This is a genomic window from Pantoea rodasii (genome assembly GCF_002095465.1).
Lineage (GTDB): Bacteria > Pseudomonadota > Gammaproteobacteria > Enterobacterales > Enterobacteriaceae > Pantoea > Pantoea rodasii.
Window position 1 is genome coordinate 431,115 of record NZ_MLFP01000001.1, and the last position, 14,874, is coordinate 445,988.

Annotated in this window: 13 protein-coding genes and 1 pseudogene; 10 read left to right on the forward strand and 4 right to left on the reverse strand. The window is 55.9% G+C overall.

Going from position 1 to position 14,874, the window contains the following annotated elements; all coding sequences use genetic code 11:
* Position 1 precedes the first annotated feature (1 nt).
* The 3 genes from HA45_RS01930 to lplT all read left to right on the forward strand — a co-directional run bounded on the left by HA45_RS01930 (position 2) and on the right by lplT (position 4,915).
* Positions 2 to 1,399, forward strand: a complete 1,398-nt coding sequence (locus HA45_RS01930; protein ID WP_100703578.1) for an efflux transporter outer membrane subunit — start codon at positions 2 to 4, stop codon at positions 1,397 to 1,399.
* A 178-nt stretch (positions 1,400 to 1,577) separates the two neighbouring features.
* Positions 1,578 to 3,728, forward strand: coding sequence for a bifunctional acyl-ACP--phospholipid O-acyltransferase/long-chain-fatty-acid--ACP ligase (gene aas / locus HA45_RS01935; RefSeq protein WP_100703579.1), 2,151 nt, complete (start codon positions 1,578 to 1,580; stop codon positions 3,726 to 3,728).
* Complete coding sequence (lplT, locus tag HA45_RS01940; RefSeq protein ID WP_100703580.1) at positions 3,725 to 4,915, forward strand: lysophospholipid transporter LplT; 1,191 nt, start codon at positions 3,725 to 3,727, stop codon at positions 4,913 to 4,915. Before aas ends, lplT begins: the two co-directional genes overlap by 4 nt.
* A gap of 102 nt (positions 4,916 to 5,017) precedes the next feature.
* Here lplT and HA45_RS01945 read toward each other — a convergent pair whose 3' ends face one another.
* The 4 genes from HA45_RS01945 to mutH all read right to left on the reverse strand — a co-directional run bounded on the left by HA45_RS01945 (position 5,018) and on the right by mutH (position 7,994).
* The gene (locus HA45_RS01945) at positions 5,018 to 6,058 is read right to left on the reverse strand and encodes an NADP(H)-dependent aldo-keto reductase (RefSeq protein ID WP_100703581.1); all 1,041 of its coding nucleotides are present in this window, start codon (positions 6,056 to 6,058) and stop codon (positions 5,018 to 5,020) included.
* 144 nt (positions 6,059 to 6,202) lie between these two features.
* On the reverse strand, positions 6,203 to 6,421 hold the full coding sequence (locus tag HA45_RS01950) for a YgdI/YgdR family lipoprotein (RefSeq protein ID WP_100703582.1): 219 nt from the start codon (positions 6,419 to 6,421) through the stop codon (positions 6,203 to 6,205).
* Between the two features lie 117 nt (positions 6,422 to 6,538).
* On the reverse strand, positions 6,539 to 7,249 hold the full coding sequence (locus HA45_RS01955) for a TerC family protein (protein ID WP_100703583.1): 711 nt from the start codon (positions 7,247 to 7,249) through the stop codon (positions 6,539 to 6,541).
* A 13-nt stretch (positions 7,250 to 7,262) separates the two neighbouring features.
* Complete coding sequence (gene mutH, locus HA45_RS01960) at positions 7,263 to 7,994, reverse strand: DNA mismatch repair endonuclease MutH (RefSeq protein ID WP_128598871.1); 732 nt, start codon at positions 7,992 to 7,994, stop codon at positions 7,263 to 7,265.
* A 685-nt stretch (positions 7,995 to 8,679) separates the two neighbouring features.
* Here mutH and rppH point away from each other — a divergent pair.
* From rppH to HA45_RS02000, 7 genes and pseudogenes are all read left to right on the forward strand, one after another.
* A pseudogene (gene rppH / locus HA45_RS01970) lies at positions 8,680 to 9,209 on the forward strand (RNA pyrophosphohydrolase).
* A gap of 12 nt (positions 9,210 to 9,221) precedes the next feature.
* Complete coding sequence (ptsP, locus tag HA45_RS01975; protein WP_100703587.1) at positions 9,222 to 11,468, forward strand: phosphoenolpyruvate--protein phosphotransferase; 2,247 nt, start codon at positions 9,222 to 9,224, stop codon at positions 11,466 to 11,468.
* Between the two features lie 114 nt (positions 11,469 to 11,582).
* Positions 11,583 to 12,464 carry a prolipoprotein diacylglyceryl transferase gene (lgt, locus tag HA45_RS01980; RefSeq protein WP_100703588.1) on the forward strand — a complete coding sequence of 294 codons (882 nt, stop codon included), beginning with the start codon at positions 11,583 to 11,585 and terminating at the stop codon, positions 12,462 to 12,464.
* On the forward strand, positions 12,461 to 13,255 hold the full coding sequence (gene thyA / locus HA45_RS01985; RefSeq protein ID WP_100703589.1) for a thymidylate synthase: 795 nt from the start codon (positions 12,461 to 12,463) through the stop codon (positions 13,253 to 13,255). Before lgt ends, thyA begins: the two co-directional genes overlap by 4 nt.
* A gap of 112 nt (positions 13,256 to 13,367) precedes the next feature.
* Positions 13,368 to 13,919, forward strand: a complete 552-nt coding sequence (locus HA45_RS01990; RefSeq protein WP_420849071.1) for a prepilin-type N-terminal cleavage/methylation domain-containing protein — start codon at positions 13,368 to 13,370, stop codon at positions 13,917 to 13,919.
* Complete coding sequence (locus tag HA45_RS01995; RefSeq protein ID WP_100703590.1) at positions 13,910 to 14,449, forward strand: prepilin peptidase-dependent protein; 540 nt, start codon at positions 13,910 to 13,912, stop codon at positions 14,447 to 14,449. The genes HA45_RS01990 and HA45_RS01995 overlap by 10 nt, the downstream gene beginning before the upstream one ends.
* Positions 14,446 to 14,874, forward strand: coding sequence for a DUF2509 family protein (locus HA45_RS02000; protein ID WP_100703591.1), 429 nt, complete (start codon positions 14,446 to 14,448; stop codon positions 14,872 to 14,874). The genes HA45_RS01995 and HA45_RS02000 overlap by 4 nt, the downstream gene beginning before the upstream one ends.

A 14,874-nucleotide genomic window follows, 5' to 3' on the forward strand; every position in this document is an offset into this window, starting at 1 on the left:
AATGAAAAATATTCTGAAATTTACCCCGATGGTGATGGCACTGTTGCTGGCAGGCTGCGCGGTGGGGCCGGATTATCAGCGTCCCACCATGGCGATGCCGACCCACTTTAAAGAAGCCAAAGGCTGGCAGCAGGCCACGCCGCAGGATGAGCAGAACAAAGGCGACTGGTGGTCGGTGTATCACGATGCCACGCTGGATAGCCTGTTGCGTCAGGTGAGCATCTCCAACCAGAACGTGGCGAGCTATGCGGCGCAGTACCGTGAAGCACAGGCGCTGACTTCGCAATCACGCGCGGCACTGTTCCCATCGGTGAGCTACGACGCCAGCAGCACGCGCAGCGGCAGTCGCGCCAGCACCACCGGCCAGCGCAGTGTCAGCAATGCGCATGCCGCCGATCTCAGCGCCAGCTGGGAGTTGGATTTGTGGGGCAAGTTGCGCCGTACGCTGGAAGAGAACAAAGCCAGCGCGCAGGCCAGCAAAGCCGAATTGGCGAATATCACCCTGAGTGCCCAGTCGGAGCTGGCGCAGGATTACTTCCAGCTGCGCATCATCGACGAGAAAATTGCCCTGTATCAGCGCAGCATCGATGCTTATCAGCGTTATCAGACGGTAATTCAGAACAAGTATTCAGCGGGCAGTGAATCACGCGCCACGCTGGCACAGGCGCAGATGCAGCTGGAGAGCGCGCGCGCCTCGGCGCAGGATTACCAGTGGCAGCGTGCGCAAGCGGAACACGCCATTGCGCTGTTGCTGGGCCGTGCACCGGCTGACTTCTCGCTGCCGGTCGCTAAGCTGGACGCGACGCTGCCCGCGATTCCCAACAGTTTGCCTTCTGCGCTATTGCAGCGTCGTCCGGATATCGCCTACGCCGAGCGTAACGTCGCTTCAGCCAACGCGGCGGTGGGTGTGGCGATTGCCGGTTACTATCCAGATTTAACCCTTAGCGCCAGCGGCGGTGTGAGTTCATCGGCCATCAACAGCCTGTTCTCGCTGCCGAATCGCGTCTGGTCATTAGGGCCGGAGCTGAGCGGTACGCTGCTGGACTTCGGTGCTACCTCGGCCAAAGTGGAACAGGCACGCGCCGCCTATGACGCCAGCGTAGCCGATTATCGCCAGTCGGTGCTGACGGCGATGGGTGAAGTGGAAGATTATCTGGTGCAGCTGAATACCTTGCAGGGTGAAATCGGCTCGCAGCAGTTGGCCGCCAGCGCCGCGCAGGAGTCGGCGCGCGTGACGCGTAACCAGTACGATGCCGGGATGATCGATTACCTTGATGTGGCGACCACCGAAAACAGCAGCCTGAGCGAGCAGCAAAGCTTGCTGTCATTGCAGAGCACGCAGTGGGTAAGCAGCGTTGAGCTGATCGCCGCGCTAGGCGGTGGTTGGCAGCAAAATTAAGCACGCTCTGGGTAGCGTCGCGATTTTTCGCGTGTCTGTCGGCGACACCGTTGCTTCAGACATGCGCGATAAATCGCATCGCTATACATTCGTGTGGTTTTATCCCCCGCACCACTTGTCGAAAATCGCCAGATCCTGCAAGGTAAGCGCCATATTTTACCGTTGCTAAGGAGCTGGCATGCTTTTCACTGTTTTGCGTTTCCTGTTTCGCCTGTTATGGCGGGTGGAACTGCGTGGCGATCTCACCGCATTGCACAAAGAAAAAGTGCTGATCACCCCTAACCACATGTCATTCCTTGATGGCATTTTGGTGGCGCTGTTCCTGCCGATCAAACCGGTGTTCGCCGTCTACTCTTCGATCAGCGATCAATGGTATATGCGGCTCCTGAAGCCGATCATCGATTTCGTGCCGCTCGATCCCACCAAACCGATGTCGATCAAACATCTGGTGCGGATGATCAACCAGGGGCGTCCGGTGGTGATCTTCCCGGAAGGGCGCATCACCGTGACCGGTTCGCTGATGAAGATCTACAGCGGTGCGGGCTTTGTCGCGGCTAAATCGGGTGCGACCGTGGTTCCCATGCGCATCGAAGGGGCGGAGTACACGCCGTTTGGGCGACTGGCGGGGGTATTCAAACGTCGCCTGTTTCCGCGCATCACCTTAAGCGTCTTGCCTGCTACCGTTATTCCGATGCCGGAAGCGAAACGCGCACGCGATCGCCGCATATTAGCAGGTGAGCACTTACATCATGTGATGATGGAAGCGCGCATGGCGGTGCGGCCGCGTGAAACCTTGTTCGAAGCCTTCCTCAAGGCGCGCCAGCGTTATGGCTTCACAAAACCGTGCATCGAAGACATCAACTTCAAACCGGATAGCTATACCGGGCTGCTGAAAAAGTCGCTGGGCGTGGGACGTATTTTGGAGCGCTACAGCCAGCAGGGTGAGTTTGTTGGCCTGCTGCTGCCCAATGCCACGGTAACGGCGGCGGCGATTCTTGGTGCATCACTGCGCGGGCGCGTTCCGGCGATGCTCAACTACACCGCAGGCGTTAACGGCATGCGCGCTGCGCTTACCGCTTCGCAGGTCAAAACCGTGTTCACCTCACGCCAGTTCCTCGAAAAGGGCAACCTGGGGCATCTGCCGGAAGGCTTAACGGAAGTGCAGTGGATCTACCTTGAAGACCTCAAAGATACCGTCACGCTGAAAGACAAGCTGTGGATCCTGGCGCACCTGCTGATGCCGCGCCGTGCCCAGATAAAGCAACAGCCGGAAGAGGCCGCAATGGTGCTGTTCACCTCCGGCTCCGAAGGCAATCCCAAAGGCGTGGTGCACTCGCACAAAAGCCTGTTAGCTAACGTTGAACAGATTCGTACCGTGGCGGATTTCACCCCGCGTGACCGCTTTATGTCGGCACTGCCGCTGTTCCACGCTTTTGGCCTCACGGTGGGCTTGTTTACCCCGTTGCTGACTGGCGCTCAGGTTTTCCTCTATCCGAGCCCGCTGCATTACCGCATCGTGCCGGAGTTGGTGTACGACCGTAACTGCACCGTGTTGTTCGGCACCTCGACTTTCCTTGGCAACTACGCGCGCTTTGCCAGTCCGTATGATTTTGCGCGACTGCGCTATGTAGTGGCGGGTGCGGAGAAACTGCAGGAAGGCACGCGACAGATTTATGCTGAGAAGTACGGCATCCGCATTCTTGAAGGCTACGGCGTGACGGAATGTGCGCCGGTGGTGGCGATCAATGTACCGATGGCGGCGAAAACCCACACCGTGGGTCGCATTCTGCCGGGCATGGATTCGCGTTTGATTGCCGTGCCGGGCATCGAGCAGGGCGGTCGCCTGCAACTGCGTGGTCCGAACGTGATGAACGGTTATCTGCGCGTTGAAAATCCCGGCGTGCTGGAAAAGCCCGTGGCGGACAACGGCGAAGGTGAGATGGAAGCCGGTTGGTACGACACCGGAGACATCGTTAGCTTTGATGAAGGTGGCTTCTGCCAGATTCAGGGGCGCGCTAAACGCTTCGCCAAGATTGCCGGTGAGATGGTGTCGCTGGAAAGTGTTGAGCAGATTGCGCTGAAAGCCTCGGCGGAGAAACAGCATGCCGCGTCGCTGCGTCCGGACGATCATCGCGGTGAAGCATTGGTGTTATTCACTACCGACAGTGAACTGACGCGCGAGCAACTGTTAAAAGCCGCGCGTGACATCGGTGCGCCAGAACTGGCGGTGCCGCGTGACATTCGCTTTATGAAACAGCTGCCGCAGCTCGGCAGTGGCAAACCGGACTATGTCAGCCTCAAGCAGCTGGCGGAAGAGGAGCAGGCATGAGTCAGGCAGTCAATTCGGATGCACCGCTGCTGTCACGCAACATGATGGCGGTGATCGTGGCGCAGTTTTTCTCGGCGTTTGGCGATAACGCACTGTTGTTTGCCACGCTGGCAGTGCTGAAAAGCCAGTTCTATCCCGACTGGAGTCAGCCGATTCTGCAAATGATGTTTGTGGCCACTTACATCTTACTCGCGCCGTTTGTCGGGCAGATGGCCGACAGCTTTGCCAAAGGCCGGGTGATGATGTTTGCCAACAGCCTCAAGCTGCTGGGGGCGCTGATTATCTGCTTCGGCTTCAATCCGTTCCTTGGCTACACGCTGGTGGGTATTGGTGCCGCATCCTATTCACCGGCGAAGTACGGCATCCTCACGGAAATCACACGCGGTGAGCGGCTGGTGAAAGCCAACGGGCTGATGGAGTCATCGACCATCGCCGCGATTCTGCTGGGCTCGGTGGCGGGCGGTATTCTGGCTGACTGGAATCTGTTGGCCGCGCTGATTGTGTGTGCACTCACTTACGCGCTGGCGGTAGTAGCGAATATCTTTATCCCTAAACTGGTGGCGGCGCGTCCCGGCCAGAGCTGGCATTTCGGCGCGATGCTGCGCAGCTTTGCCGCTTCTGGCTTGCTGCTGTGGCGGAACGGTGAGACGCGCTTTTCCCTGCTCGGCACCAGCATGTTTTGGGGCGCGGGCGTAACGTTGCGTTTTCTGCTGGTGCTGTGGGTGCCGGTGGCACTCGGCATCACCGACAATAAAACCCCCACCACGTTAAATGCCATGGTGGCGATCGGGATTGTGATTGGCGCCGCCGCGGCGGCAAAACTGGTGACGCTAAAAACCGTGCGCCGCTGTATGCCAGCAGGATTTTTAATTGGCGTGATGGTGGTGGTGTTCTCACTGCAAACCAGCTTGCTGAATGCCTATCTGGTGCTGATGGTGATTGGTGCGCTGGGCGGCTTCTTTGTGGTGCCGCTCAATGCGCTGCTGCAGGAGCGCGGTAAAGAGTCGGTGGGCGCAGGTAACGCCATTGCAGTGCAGAACTTCGGTGAAAACATCGCGATGTTGGTGATGCTGGGGCTGTATACCGTTGCCGTGAAGTTTGGTGCGCCTGCGGTGGCAACCGGCATTGGGTTCGGTGGGATTTTTGCGCTGGCGATTGCGGTGCTATGGTGGAAAACGCGCAAGTAAGCAAAGCAGAATGCCGTAGCGGCGCAATTTATTGCGTATCTGTTAGCAGCTATGCTGCTGCAGAAAAGCGCGATACATCGCGCCGCTACGGTAAAGTGCCGGTTAAGGTGCTGGGTAAGTGTACTGACGATGAATCGCTTCCAGTTCCTCTAACACTTCGGCATTCAGCGTCAGGTTGAAACTCTCCACGTTAATCTTCAGTTGCTCCAGCGTGGTCGCACCCAGCAGGGTGCTGGCGACGAATGGCTGTTGGCGTACATAGGCCAGCGCCATCTGCGACGGATCCAGATTATGCTTCTTCGCCAAATCCACGTAAGCGGCAATCGCCTGATTCGACTGCTCACCGCTGTAGCGGGTAAAGCGGCTGAACAGCGTGTTACGCGCACCGGCCGGTTTCGCACCATTAAGATATTTGCCGCTCAAGGTACCAAACGCCAGGCTTGAATAGGCCAGCAGTTCAACCCCTTCATGCTGGCTGATTTCCGCCAGGGCGACTTCATAGCTGCGGTTCAGCAAGCTGTACGGGTTCTGAATGGTGACAATGCGCGGCAGCTCGTGCTTTTCAGCCAGCTGCAGATAGCGCATCACGCCCCATGCGGTTTCGTTAGACACGCCGATGTAGCGAATCTTACCCGCACGCACCTGTTCATTCAGCGCTTCCAGCGTCTCCAGCAGCGTCACGTTGGCGGTGGTTTCGCTGTACTGGTAACCCAGCTTGCCAAAGTAGTTGGTCTGACGCTGCGGCCAGTGCAGCTGATAGAGGTCGATGTAATCGGTATTCAGACGCTTCAGGCTGGCATCCAGCGCTTCACGAATGTTTTTGCGATCCAGTGCCTGGTTGGGACGAATTGACGCGTCCGCACCGCGCACCGGGCCGGCAATTTTGCTGGCCAGAATGATCTTGTCACGGCTGCCGCGCTTTTTCAGCCAGCTGCCAATGTACTGTTCGGTTAATCCCTGGGTTTCCGGGCGCGGTGGCACCGGATACATTTCAGCGGTATCAATTAAGTTGATGCCACTGCTAATCGCGTAATCGAGTTGCGCGTGGGCGTCGGCTTCGCTGTTTTGCTCACCAAACGTCATGGTTCCTAACCCCAGTTGGCTGACTTCCAGCGTACTGTGGGGGATGCGGTGATAATGCATTGCCGGCTTCCTTTTTTCATTATGAAAGGGAATGTTGTGTCCTCTGGGACTATATCCTGTGAAGCGGCGCGGAAGGAAGGGGGGAAAGTTCGGGAAATCACCTGCACTGGGGGGAAAAATCGTGCAGGCAATCGAATTTTGCACTTAACGCTCAATGATGGTGGAGACCTCATCACCATTAATCTGCATCACATGACCCTGATTGTCGGTGTACTGCACTAACCCGGTCTCTTTATCGATGGATGGTTTGCCATCGGTCTTAATCATGCGGCCATCTTTGGTCGCCATCACGTAATCACTGCTGCAACCGCTTAACGTCAGCGCGACCAGCATAATACCTACAATACTTACCAACCCTTTCATTCTTATCTCCATCAACCTACTTCAACTGCAAAAGTGTAGTAATAAATGCTTTCGCTGGCTGACGTAATCGCATCATTCCTAAAATTAAAGGGCGAGATGCGCTCGCCCTTGACTTCCTTAAGCCGCGCTTTTCTTGCCGCGCATCAGGTTCAGGCACTCCACCGCCATTGAGAAGAACATGGCAAAATAAATGTAACCTTTTGGTACATGGATGCCGAAACTCTCCAGAATCAGAGTAAAGCCGACCAAAATCAGGAACGCCAGCGCCAGCATTTTCACCGAAGGGTGACGCTCAACAAACTCACCAATGGTGCGCGCGGCAAACATCATCATCAATACGGCAATCACCACCGCCGCCATCATAATGAACAGGTGATCGGACAAACCCACTGCCGTGATCACCGAATCGAGGCTGAAAATAATATCCAGCAGCATGATCTGCACGATGGCGCCAAAGAAGGAGTGTACGTTGGTTTTGTGTTCACCTTCGGCGCCTTCAATGGTCTCATGGATCTCCATGCTGGATTTCCACAGCAGGAACAAACCACCAAACAGCAGAATCAGATCGCGGGCGGAGAAGCTGTGATCCATCAGCGTAAACAGCGGATTAGTCAGGCGAACGACCCAGGCGATACACGCCAGCAGGCCCAGTCGCATCAGCATGGCCCCCATTAAACCCAGGCGGCGTGCTTTGTTTTGTTGGTGTTTCGGCAGCTTAGCGACAACCAGCGACAGGAAGATGATGTTGTCGATACCCAAAACCACTTCCAAAATGGTCAATGTTCCCAGTGCCAGCCAGGCATTGGGATCAGCAATCCAGTCAAACATGAATCATTCAATCCTAAACGAATATTAAACGACAATTATACGCACCCGATGCGCCTGACTTACAGTAAAAATGGCGCGCCAGCAGCGGTCCGGTAAAGCTTTTCTTGAGGTAGAAGCCGCGCGGTAAGGTCATTATAGGCTCTCCGTGCACGCCGATGGCTTCCGTTAACGCTTTACTGTTCGCGGCTTTCGGGCGGATCTGCAGCCAGGCCCCGTGGCGGGCGGTGATGCATTCCACCTGACCCAGTACGATCATATCCATCAGCTCTTCCCAATCTTCGCGCAGCTGCTGATCTTCTTCTTCGCTGGGTTGCCATAACAGCGGCGAACCCACCCGACGATCCGCTAGCGGCAGGGCGCGATCGCCCTCAATCGGAATCCATAACACGCGGGCCAGTTTATGGCGCACATGGCTGGATTCCCAGGTCACGCCGCTGTTACCGGTTAACGGTGCAACGCAGACAAAAGTGGTTTCCAGCGGTTTGCCTTGAGCATCTACCGGAATGGTCTTGAGTTCGATGCCGAGGTGGGCGAAATCCTGCTCGGCCTTGCTGCCTGCGCTGGCCCCCAGATGCAACTCGATAAGCATGCCAACCCAGCCTTTATCGCGGCGTAGATCGGCAGGCACCGCTAAGCCAAGTTGGGCGGCCAGGGCGGCAAAAGTCTGACCGGCCAACCGCTGGGCACGTTGCAACAATTCTGCTTCATCCTGGGGAGGTTTAGGCAGCAAAGCAGGGGAATTCATCGAAAAAACCCATATTGGTTAAAGGTTGAACAACTCAGGCGCGGGCAAGTTTTCCACATGTTCGCTGAGTGAATAACCGTGATAATAGCATGATTAAGCGTGCTTTTTTAGGCGCGTTATCGGGCGGGTGTGGATGCGATGGCAAGGTTATCCCAGTTTGTTATCGACAATGAACAGGTTCTTAAACCTACTTATCCACAGAAAGGTGGGATAACACCCCCTGTTAACGACCCCTGTTTCCATTTACAGCCTTGACTTTACTGATTTGAACGCTTTTTTTCCTTTCTTTGACCAGGTTTAGGACATTATCTGTGGATAAAAGCGACGTTGGTGGATCTTTGAGCAGTCATGGGATCCTGTCAGTTATTTGATCATGAACTTTGCGGGTTTGATACGGAAATTTTCATCTATCACCATGATTAATCATGTTTTTATAGTCATTCCTTACAGGTTGTATGAGATTTTTCCGAAGGGGTTATTCAATTCATTCCCGTGTTCTTCACAAAGCTATCCACAGAAAAGGTGAATAAGATCACCCTAAAATCGACTCCTCTGTTTATAACTTGGCTCAAATCTGTGAGTTATCCTGTTTTTATTCTGTTATCGGCCCGCATATCCAGTGGTTTACCGCCTGTAAGGAGTGTGAAACAATCAGGCTATTCAAATTTTGCTTTGAGGTAGTCCAGTGATCGATGATGATGCTACCGCCCGAATGTTGGTATCGTAATCTGTAACAGGCAAGGACAAGTGTTATGGGCCAGGCGCTTTGGACAGCACTCCTGGCAATTTCCTCAGGGAGGCATCAATCCGGGTGAAACCGCTGAACAGGCGATGTATCGCGAACTGTTCGAAGAAGTGGGTTTACACCGCAAAGATGTTCGAATACTTGCTTCAACCCGTAACTGGTTACGTTACAAGTTGCCAAAACGTTTGGTGCGTTGGGACACAAAGCCGGTGTGTATCGGCCAGAAACAAAAGTGGTTTCTTCTGCAGTTGATGTGTAGTGACGCGGAGATCAATGTGCAACACAGCAGCACGCCAGAGTTCGATGGGTGGCGCTGGGTTAGCTTCTGGTATCCGGTGCGTCAGGTTGTCTCCTTCAAACGCGATGTCTATCGCCGCGTAATGAAGGAATTCGCTGGCGTGGTGATGTCTATGCAGGAGAGTGCGGGGCAGCGCAGTAACAACGCCGCCCATCGACGTAAAAGAGGATAGGCCACGCCCTTTATGCTCACTCAGTTGCGCGAAATAGTAGAGAAAGTGGCGAGTGCTCCGCGTCTGAATGAAGCACTCGACATTCTGGTAAACGAAATTTGCCTTGCGATGGAAACCGAGGTCTGCTCGGTTTATCTCGCGGATCACGATCGTCGTTGCTACTACCTGATGGCGACGCGCGGGCTCAAAAAGCCGCGTGGTCGCACTGTCACGCTGGCGTTTGATGAAGGTATTGTCGGGCTCGTCGGACGTCTGGCCGAGCCGATTAACCTCGCCGACGCGCAGAGCCATCCCAGCTTCAAATACATCCCTTCCGTAAAAGAAGAGCGCTATCGCTCCTTCCTCGGCGTGCCGATCATCAGCCGTCGCCAGCTGCTTGGCGTGCTGGTGGTGCAGCAGCGAGAGCATCGTCAATTCGACGAAAGCGAAGAATCTTTCCTGGTCACGCTGGCCACGCAAATGGCGGGTCTGCTGTCGCAATCGCAGCTCGGTCAACTGTTCGGCCAATTCCGTCAGACGCGCGTCAAAGCGATTGCGGCGGCGCCTGGCGTGGCGGTCGCGCCCGGTTGGGTTGATGAAACTCAGCCGTTGCTGGATCAGGTCTCTGCGGCATCGACACTGGATGTGCAGCGCGAACGCGAACGGCTGGTGCTGGCAATGGGCGAGGCGGGCAATGAATTCCGCCGCTTCAGTAAACGTTTTACCGCCAGCGTGCAGAAAGAAAGTGCCGCGATCTTCGATCTTTACTCGCACCTGTTAACCGATGCACGGCTGAAAAAAGATCTGTTTGCCGAGATCGACCGCGGATCGGTCGCCGAGTGGGCGGTGAAAACGGTGATCGAGAAGTTTGCCGAACAGTTTGCCAGCCTGCAGGACCAATATTTACGCGAGCGTGCGGGCGATTTGCGCGTGCTCGGACAACGTTTGCTCTTTCACCTCGATGATTCGCTGGTCGGCACCAATGCCTGGCCTGAGCGTTTCGTGCTGGTGGCCGATGAACTCACGGCCACTACGCTGGCAGAGCTGCCACCGGAGCGTTTAGCCGGGGTGGTGGTGCGCGACGGTGCCGCCAACTCCCACGCCGCCATTTTGACGCGCGCGATGGGGATTCCGACCGTGATGGGCGCGGATATCATCCCTGCACAGCTCAATAAACGCGTGTTAGTGGTCGATGGCTATCGCGGAGAAGTGCTGATCGACCCTGAACCGGTGCTGGTGCAGGAGTATCAGCGCTTAATTAGCGAAGAAAACGCGCTGAGCAAAATGGCCGAAGGCGTTGTGGAACAGCCCGGTGAGCTGAAAAGCGGCGAGCGGGTGCTGGTGATGCTGAATGCGGGCTTGAGCCCTGAGCATGAACAGAAGCTGGATAACTGGGTGGACGGCATCGGCCTGTACCGCACTGAAATCCCGTTTATGCTGCACAACGGCTTCCCGTCGGAAGAGGAGCAGGTGGCGCAATATCAAGGCATGCTGCAACTGTTCTACGACAAGCCTGTTACGCTGCGCACGCTGGATGTCGGAGCCGATAAACAGCTGCCCTATATGCCGATCAGTGAAGAGAATCCCTGTCTTGGCTGGCGCGGCATTCGCCTGACGCTCGATCAACCGGAAATTTTCCTGGTGCAGGTGCGTGCGATGCTGCGCGCCAACGTGGCATCGGGCAATCTCAGTATTCTGCTGCCGATGATCAGCCATATCGATGAGATCGACGATGCACGTCGGCTGATCGATCGTGCCGGTCGCGAAGTGGAAGAAATGTTGGGTTACGTGATCCCTAAACCGCGGATTGGCGTGATGATTGAAGTGCCCTCCATGCTGTTCATGATCCCGCATTTGGCGGATCGCGTGGACTTCGTTTCGGTGGGTACCAACGATCTCACCCAGTATCTGCTGGCGGTGGATCGCAACAATACCCGCGTAGCGAATCTCTACGATCCGCTGCATCCGGCGATGTTGCGCGCGCTGCAAAGCATTGCCAACGAAGCCCGTCAGGCCAAGCTGGAACTGTGCCTGTGTGGTGAAATGGCCGGCGATCCCATGTGCGTCGCGCTGTTGGTGGGGTTGGGTTATCACCACCTGAGCATGAACGGCAAGAACATTCCGCGTGTGAAGTATCTGTTGCGTCACCTCGATCACGAAGAAACGCAGAAGCTGAGTGAACAGGGTGTGGCGGCGCATACCGCCACTGAAGTACGCCATCTGGTTTCCGCGTTTATGGAGCGACGCGGTCTGGGCGGTTTGATTCGCGGCGGTCGTTAACGGCGTTTACACTTCCGCGCCAATTGTGAAAAGCGGCTGTGCTATTATGCGCAGCCTTTTAATTATGACCCCTTAGCCAGACCCGTTTCAGGGCAGAAAAAACGATGGTGAAAGATGACTAACGGCTACATTTCGTTTCCCCAATTCGACCCGATAATTTTCTCCATCGGACCGATTTCGCTTCACTGGTACGGCTTGATGTATCTGGTGGGCTTTGTATTTGCTATGTGGCTGGCGGTGCGCCGGGCCAACAAACCTGGCAGCGGCTGGAAAAAAGAGGAAGTGGAAAATCTGCTGTATGCAGGCTTCCTCGGTGTGTTCCTCGGTGGCCGTATTGGCTACGTGCTGTTCTATAACCTGCCGCTGTTCCTCGATAACCCCCTTTACCTGTTCAAAGTCTGGGATGGCGGCATGTCGTTCCACGGTGGCCTGATTGGGGTGATTGTGGTGATGCTGGTGTTTGCCCATCGCACCAAGCGCAACTTCTTCCAGGTGTCCGACTTCATTGCACCGCTGATTCCGTTTGGTTTGGGTGCCGGTCGTCTCGGTAACTTCATCAACGGTGAGCTGTGGGGCCGCGTCGATCCTGGCTTCAAATTCGCCATGCTGTTCCCGGGTTCTCGCAGCGAAGATATCGCGCTGGCCGCCAACAACCCGCAATATCAGCAACTGTTGAGCACCTACGGTGTGCTGCCGCGCCATCCTTCGCAGCTGTATGAACTGTTCCTTGAAGGCATTGTGCTGTTCATCATTCTCAACCTGTTTATTCGCAAGCCACGCCCGATGGGCAGCGTCTCAGGCCTGTTCCTGATTGGTTACGGTGCCTTCCGCATTATCGTGGAATTCTTCCGTCAGCCAGATGCCCAACTGGGCCTGTTTGAAGGCGGCATCAGCATGGGCCAGATTCTGTCGGTTCCGATGATTCTGGGCGGCGTGATTATGATGATCTGGGCGTACCGTCGTCGTCCACAGCCACAAACTCGTGAGGTAAAATGAAACAGTATCTGGATTTAATGCAACATGTGCTGAATGAAGGCGCAGAGAAAGCCGACCGCACCGGTACCGGCACGCTGTCGATTTTCGGCCACCAGATGCGTTTCAATTTGCAGGACGGTTTTCCACTGGTCACCACCAAGAAAGTGCACCTGCGTTCGATCATTCATGAGCTGCTGTGGTTCCTTAAAGGCGAAACCAATATCAGCTACCTGAAAGATAACAAGGTGACGATTTGGGACGAGTGGGCTGATGAGAACGGCGATTTAGGCCCGGTCTACGGTAAGCAGTGGCGCAGTTGGGGCAGTGCCTCAGGCGCAGAAATTGACCAAATCAGCAAAGTGATTGAGCAGTTGAAACGTGACCCGGATTCGCGCCGCATTATCGTCTCAGCGTGGAACGTGGGCGAGCTGGACCAGATGGCGTTGGCACCGTGCCATGCGTTCTTCCAGTTCTACGTGGCTAACGGCAAGCTCTCTTGTCAGCTGTATCAGCGTTCTTGCGATATCTTCCTCGGCCTGCCGTTCAATATCGCCAGCTATGCGCTGCTGGTGCATATGGTGGCGCAGCAGTGCGATCTGGAAGTGGGTGATTTTGTCTGGACCGGTGGTGATACCCATCTGTACAGCAACCATCTGGAGCAGGCACAGCTGCAGCTGACGCGCGAGCCGCGCCCACTGCCTAAACTGGTGATCAAGCGTAAACCCGACTCTATCTTCGACTACAACTTTGAAGATTTTGAGATTGAGGGTTACGACCCGCATCCGGCCATTAAAGCGCCGGTCGCGGTGTAAAAGCACGCGCAATAACGTCGAAGCCCTGCCACTGTGCGGGGCTTTTTTATTCCCTTTTCTACACCCGCTTTTCTGAATCCACCTCGCAACAATCTGTATCTGCCTGTACCACGTGAAAATAGCCTGCGCGACGCTTTCCATCCTGCTTGATGTTGCCTTGTTAGCCGCCTCGAAGACGCGCACCGTTGTCGCCATGAACAAAAACGCAAACCTCGGGTTCACCTTGCCTGAATTACTGCTGGTGATGGTGATCGCCGGGATACTTAGTCTCGGTGCCCTGCACAGTTGGCAGCGCTGGCAGCAACATCAACAGTTGCGCGATAGCGTGCAGCAGCTGCAGGGATTTCTATTACGGCTGCGCGCCCACGCAAGCTGGCATAACAGCGAACTCAATCTGTGGCTGATTCCCGGCGAACGCGGCTGCCTGGGTGTCGGCACTAAACCGCCTGAGGGCTGTGAGTTGCCTTCACGCTGGTGGCTAGCGTCGCCGCATACCGGGGTGCGCTTCAGCGCGATCGCCGGCGAACCGGGTTTCTATGGCCGGCGTGATGTGGCGCGTCCTGGCAGCATTGAAGTTACAAGCGCAGCCGGTCGCTGGCGGGTGATTATCTCCGCGCGTGCACGCATACGCGCCTGCCAGACGGGAGAAAAAGGGTGCGAATAACCGAGGCCGGTTTCAGCCTGCTGGAAATGCTTATTGCCCTGGCGGTGGGCGCGATATTGATGGTGAGCGTCGGGCGATTTTTGCCGCTGCTGCTGGAGCAAAATCTGCGTCTGCAACAGCGCGTGCAGTTGCAGCAGGAGCTGCAACAGCTCTCCTCGACGTTACAAAAAGCGCTACAGCGCGCGGGTTATTGCCATGGGCAATGCACTGGACCCGCGCTCACTCTGCCGGCGGGTGTCAGCTGTGTGCTGCTGCGCTGGGATGAAAACAGCAATGGGCGCTGGGAAGGCGTGGGCAGCAGTGACAGTGATTTTTACGGCTATCGGTTACGCAGCGGACAGCTGGAAATGCAGCGCGCGGTGGATAACTGTAACGGCAATGGCTGGGAGCGCCTCACCGCTCCCGCCTTTCTTACCATTGAGCAGTTCCGGTTGGTGCGCCAGGGCACCCGCTTGATCCTCCACCTGACGGGCCGTGCCGGTGAGCAAAGCCAACACGTTGAGCACTGGATTGAAGGCATGAATCTATGAAGCAGCACGGCAACAGCACGTTAGGCATGGTGTTGATGCTGTTATTACTCGGCAGTTTGACGCTGCATGCTCTGCGTACGCAGTTGTCACAGAGCGTGGTGCTGGTGGCGGATACGCAGCAGCACCATAAAGATTTTTCGCAGGCACAGGCTGCGCTGCAATGGGGGCTGATGCAAAGCTGGTCGGCAGTGCCCGGTTGGCAATGCCAGCAACAGCCCGCACACCAGTGGTTAAGCTGCTTATTACCTATGGAGGAGGGCAATGCGCTGTTATCGGGTCAGGATGAAAAAAGCGATCTCCGCCTCTGGCAATGGGTCTCGCCACGCAGCCATCGGCTGCAACCCGAGGCACGCGGCTGGATTGATTACTGTCCATTGTCGAAACCAGAGCACTGCCAGCCGCAGGCGTTATCAGCAGGGCTTTAG

Bases quoted from the DNA above. Each gene is read 5' to 3' on its own strand.
- mutH (WP_128598871.1), bottom strand. From the start codon at position 7,994: ATGAATTCCCCTGCTTTGCTGCCTAAACCTCCCCAGGATGAAGCAGAA.
- thyA (WP_100703589.1), top strand. From the start codon at position 12,461: ATGAAACAGTATCTGGATTTAATGCAACATGTGCTGAATGAAGGCGCA.
- aas (WP_100703579.1), top strand. From the start codon at position 1,578: ATGCTTTTCACTGTTTTGCGTTTCCTGTTTCGCCTGTTATGGCGGGTG.
- HA45_RS01930 (WP_100703578.1), top strand. From the start codon at position 2: ATGAAAAATATTCTGAAATTTACCCCGATGGTGATGGCACTGTTGCTG.
- HA45_RS01945 (WP_100703581.1), bottom strand. From the start codon at position 6,058: ATGCATTATCACCGCATCCCCCACAGTACGCTGGAAGTCAGCCAACTG.
- HA45_RS01950 (WP_100703582.1), bottom strand. From the start codon at position 6,421: ATGAAAGGGTTGGTAAGTATTGTAGGTATTATGCTGGTCGCGCTGACG.
- HA45_RS02000 (WP_100703591.1), top strand. From the start codon at position 14,446: ATGAAGCAGCACGGCAACAGCACGTTAGGCATGGTGTTGATGCTGTTA.
- HA45_RS01955 (WP_100703583.1), bottom strand. From the start codon at position 7,249: ATGTTTGACTGGATTGCTGATCCCAATGCCTGGCTGGCACTGGGAACA.
- ptsP (WP_100703587.1), top strand. From the start codon at position 9,222: ATGCTCACTCAGTTGCGCGAAATAGTAGAGAAAGTGGCGAGTGCTCCG.
- lgt (WP_100703588.1), top strand. From the start codon at position 11,583: ATGACTAACGGCTACATTTCGTTTCCCCAATTCGACCCGATAATTTTC.
- lplT (WP_100703580.1), top strand. From the start codon at position 3,725: ATGAGTCAGGCAGTCAATTCGGATGCACCGCTGCTGTCACGCAACATG.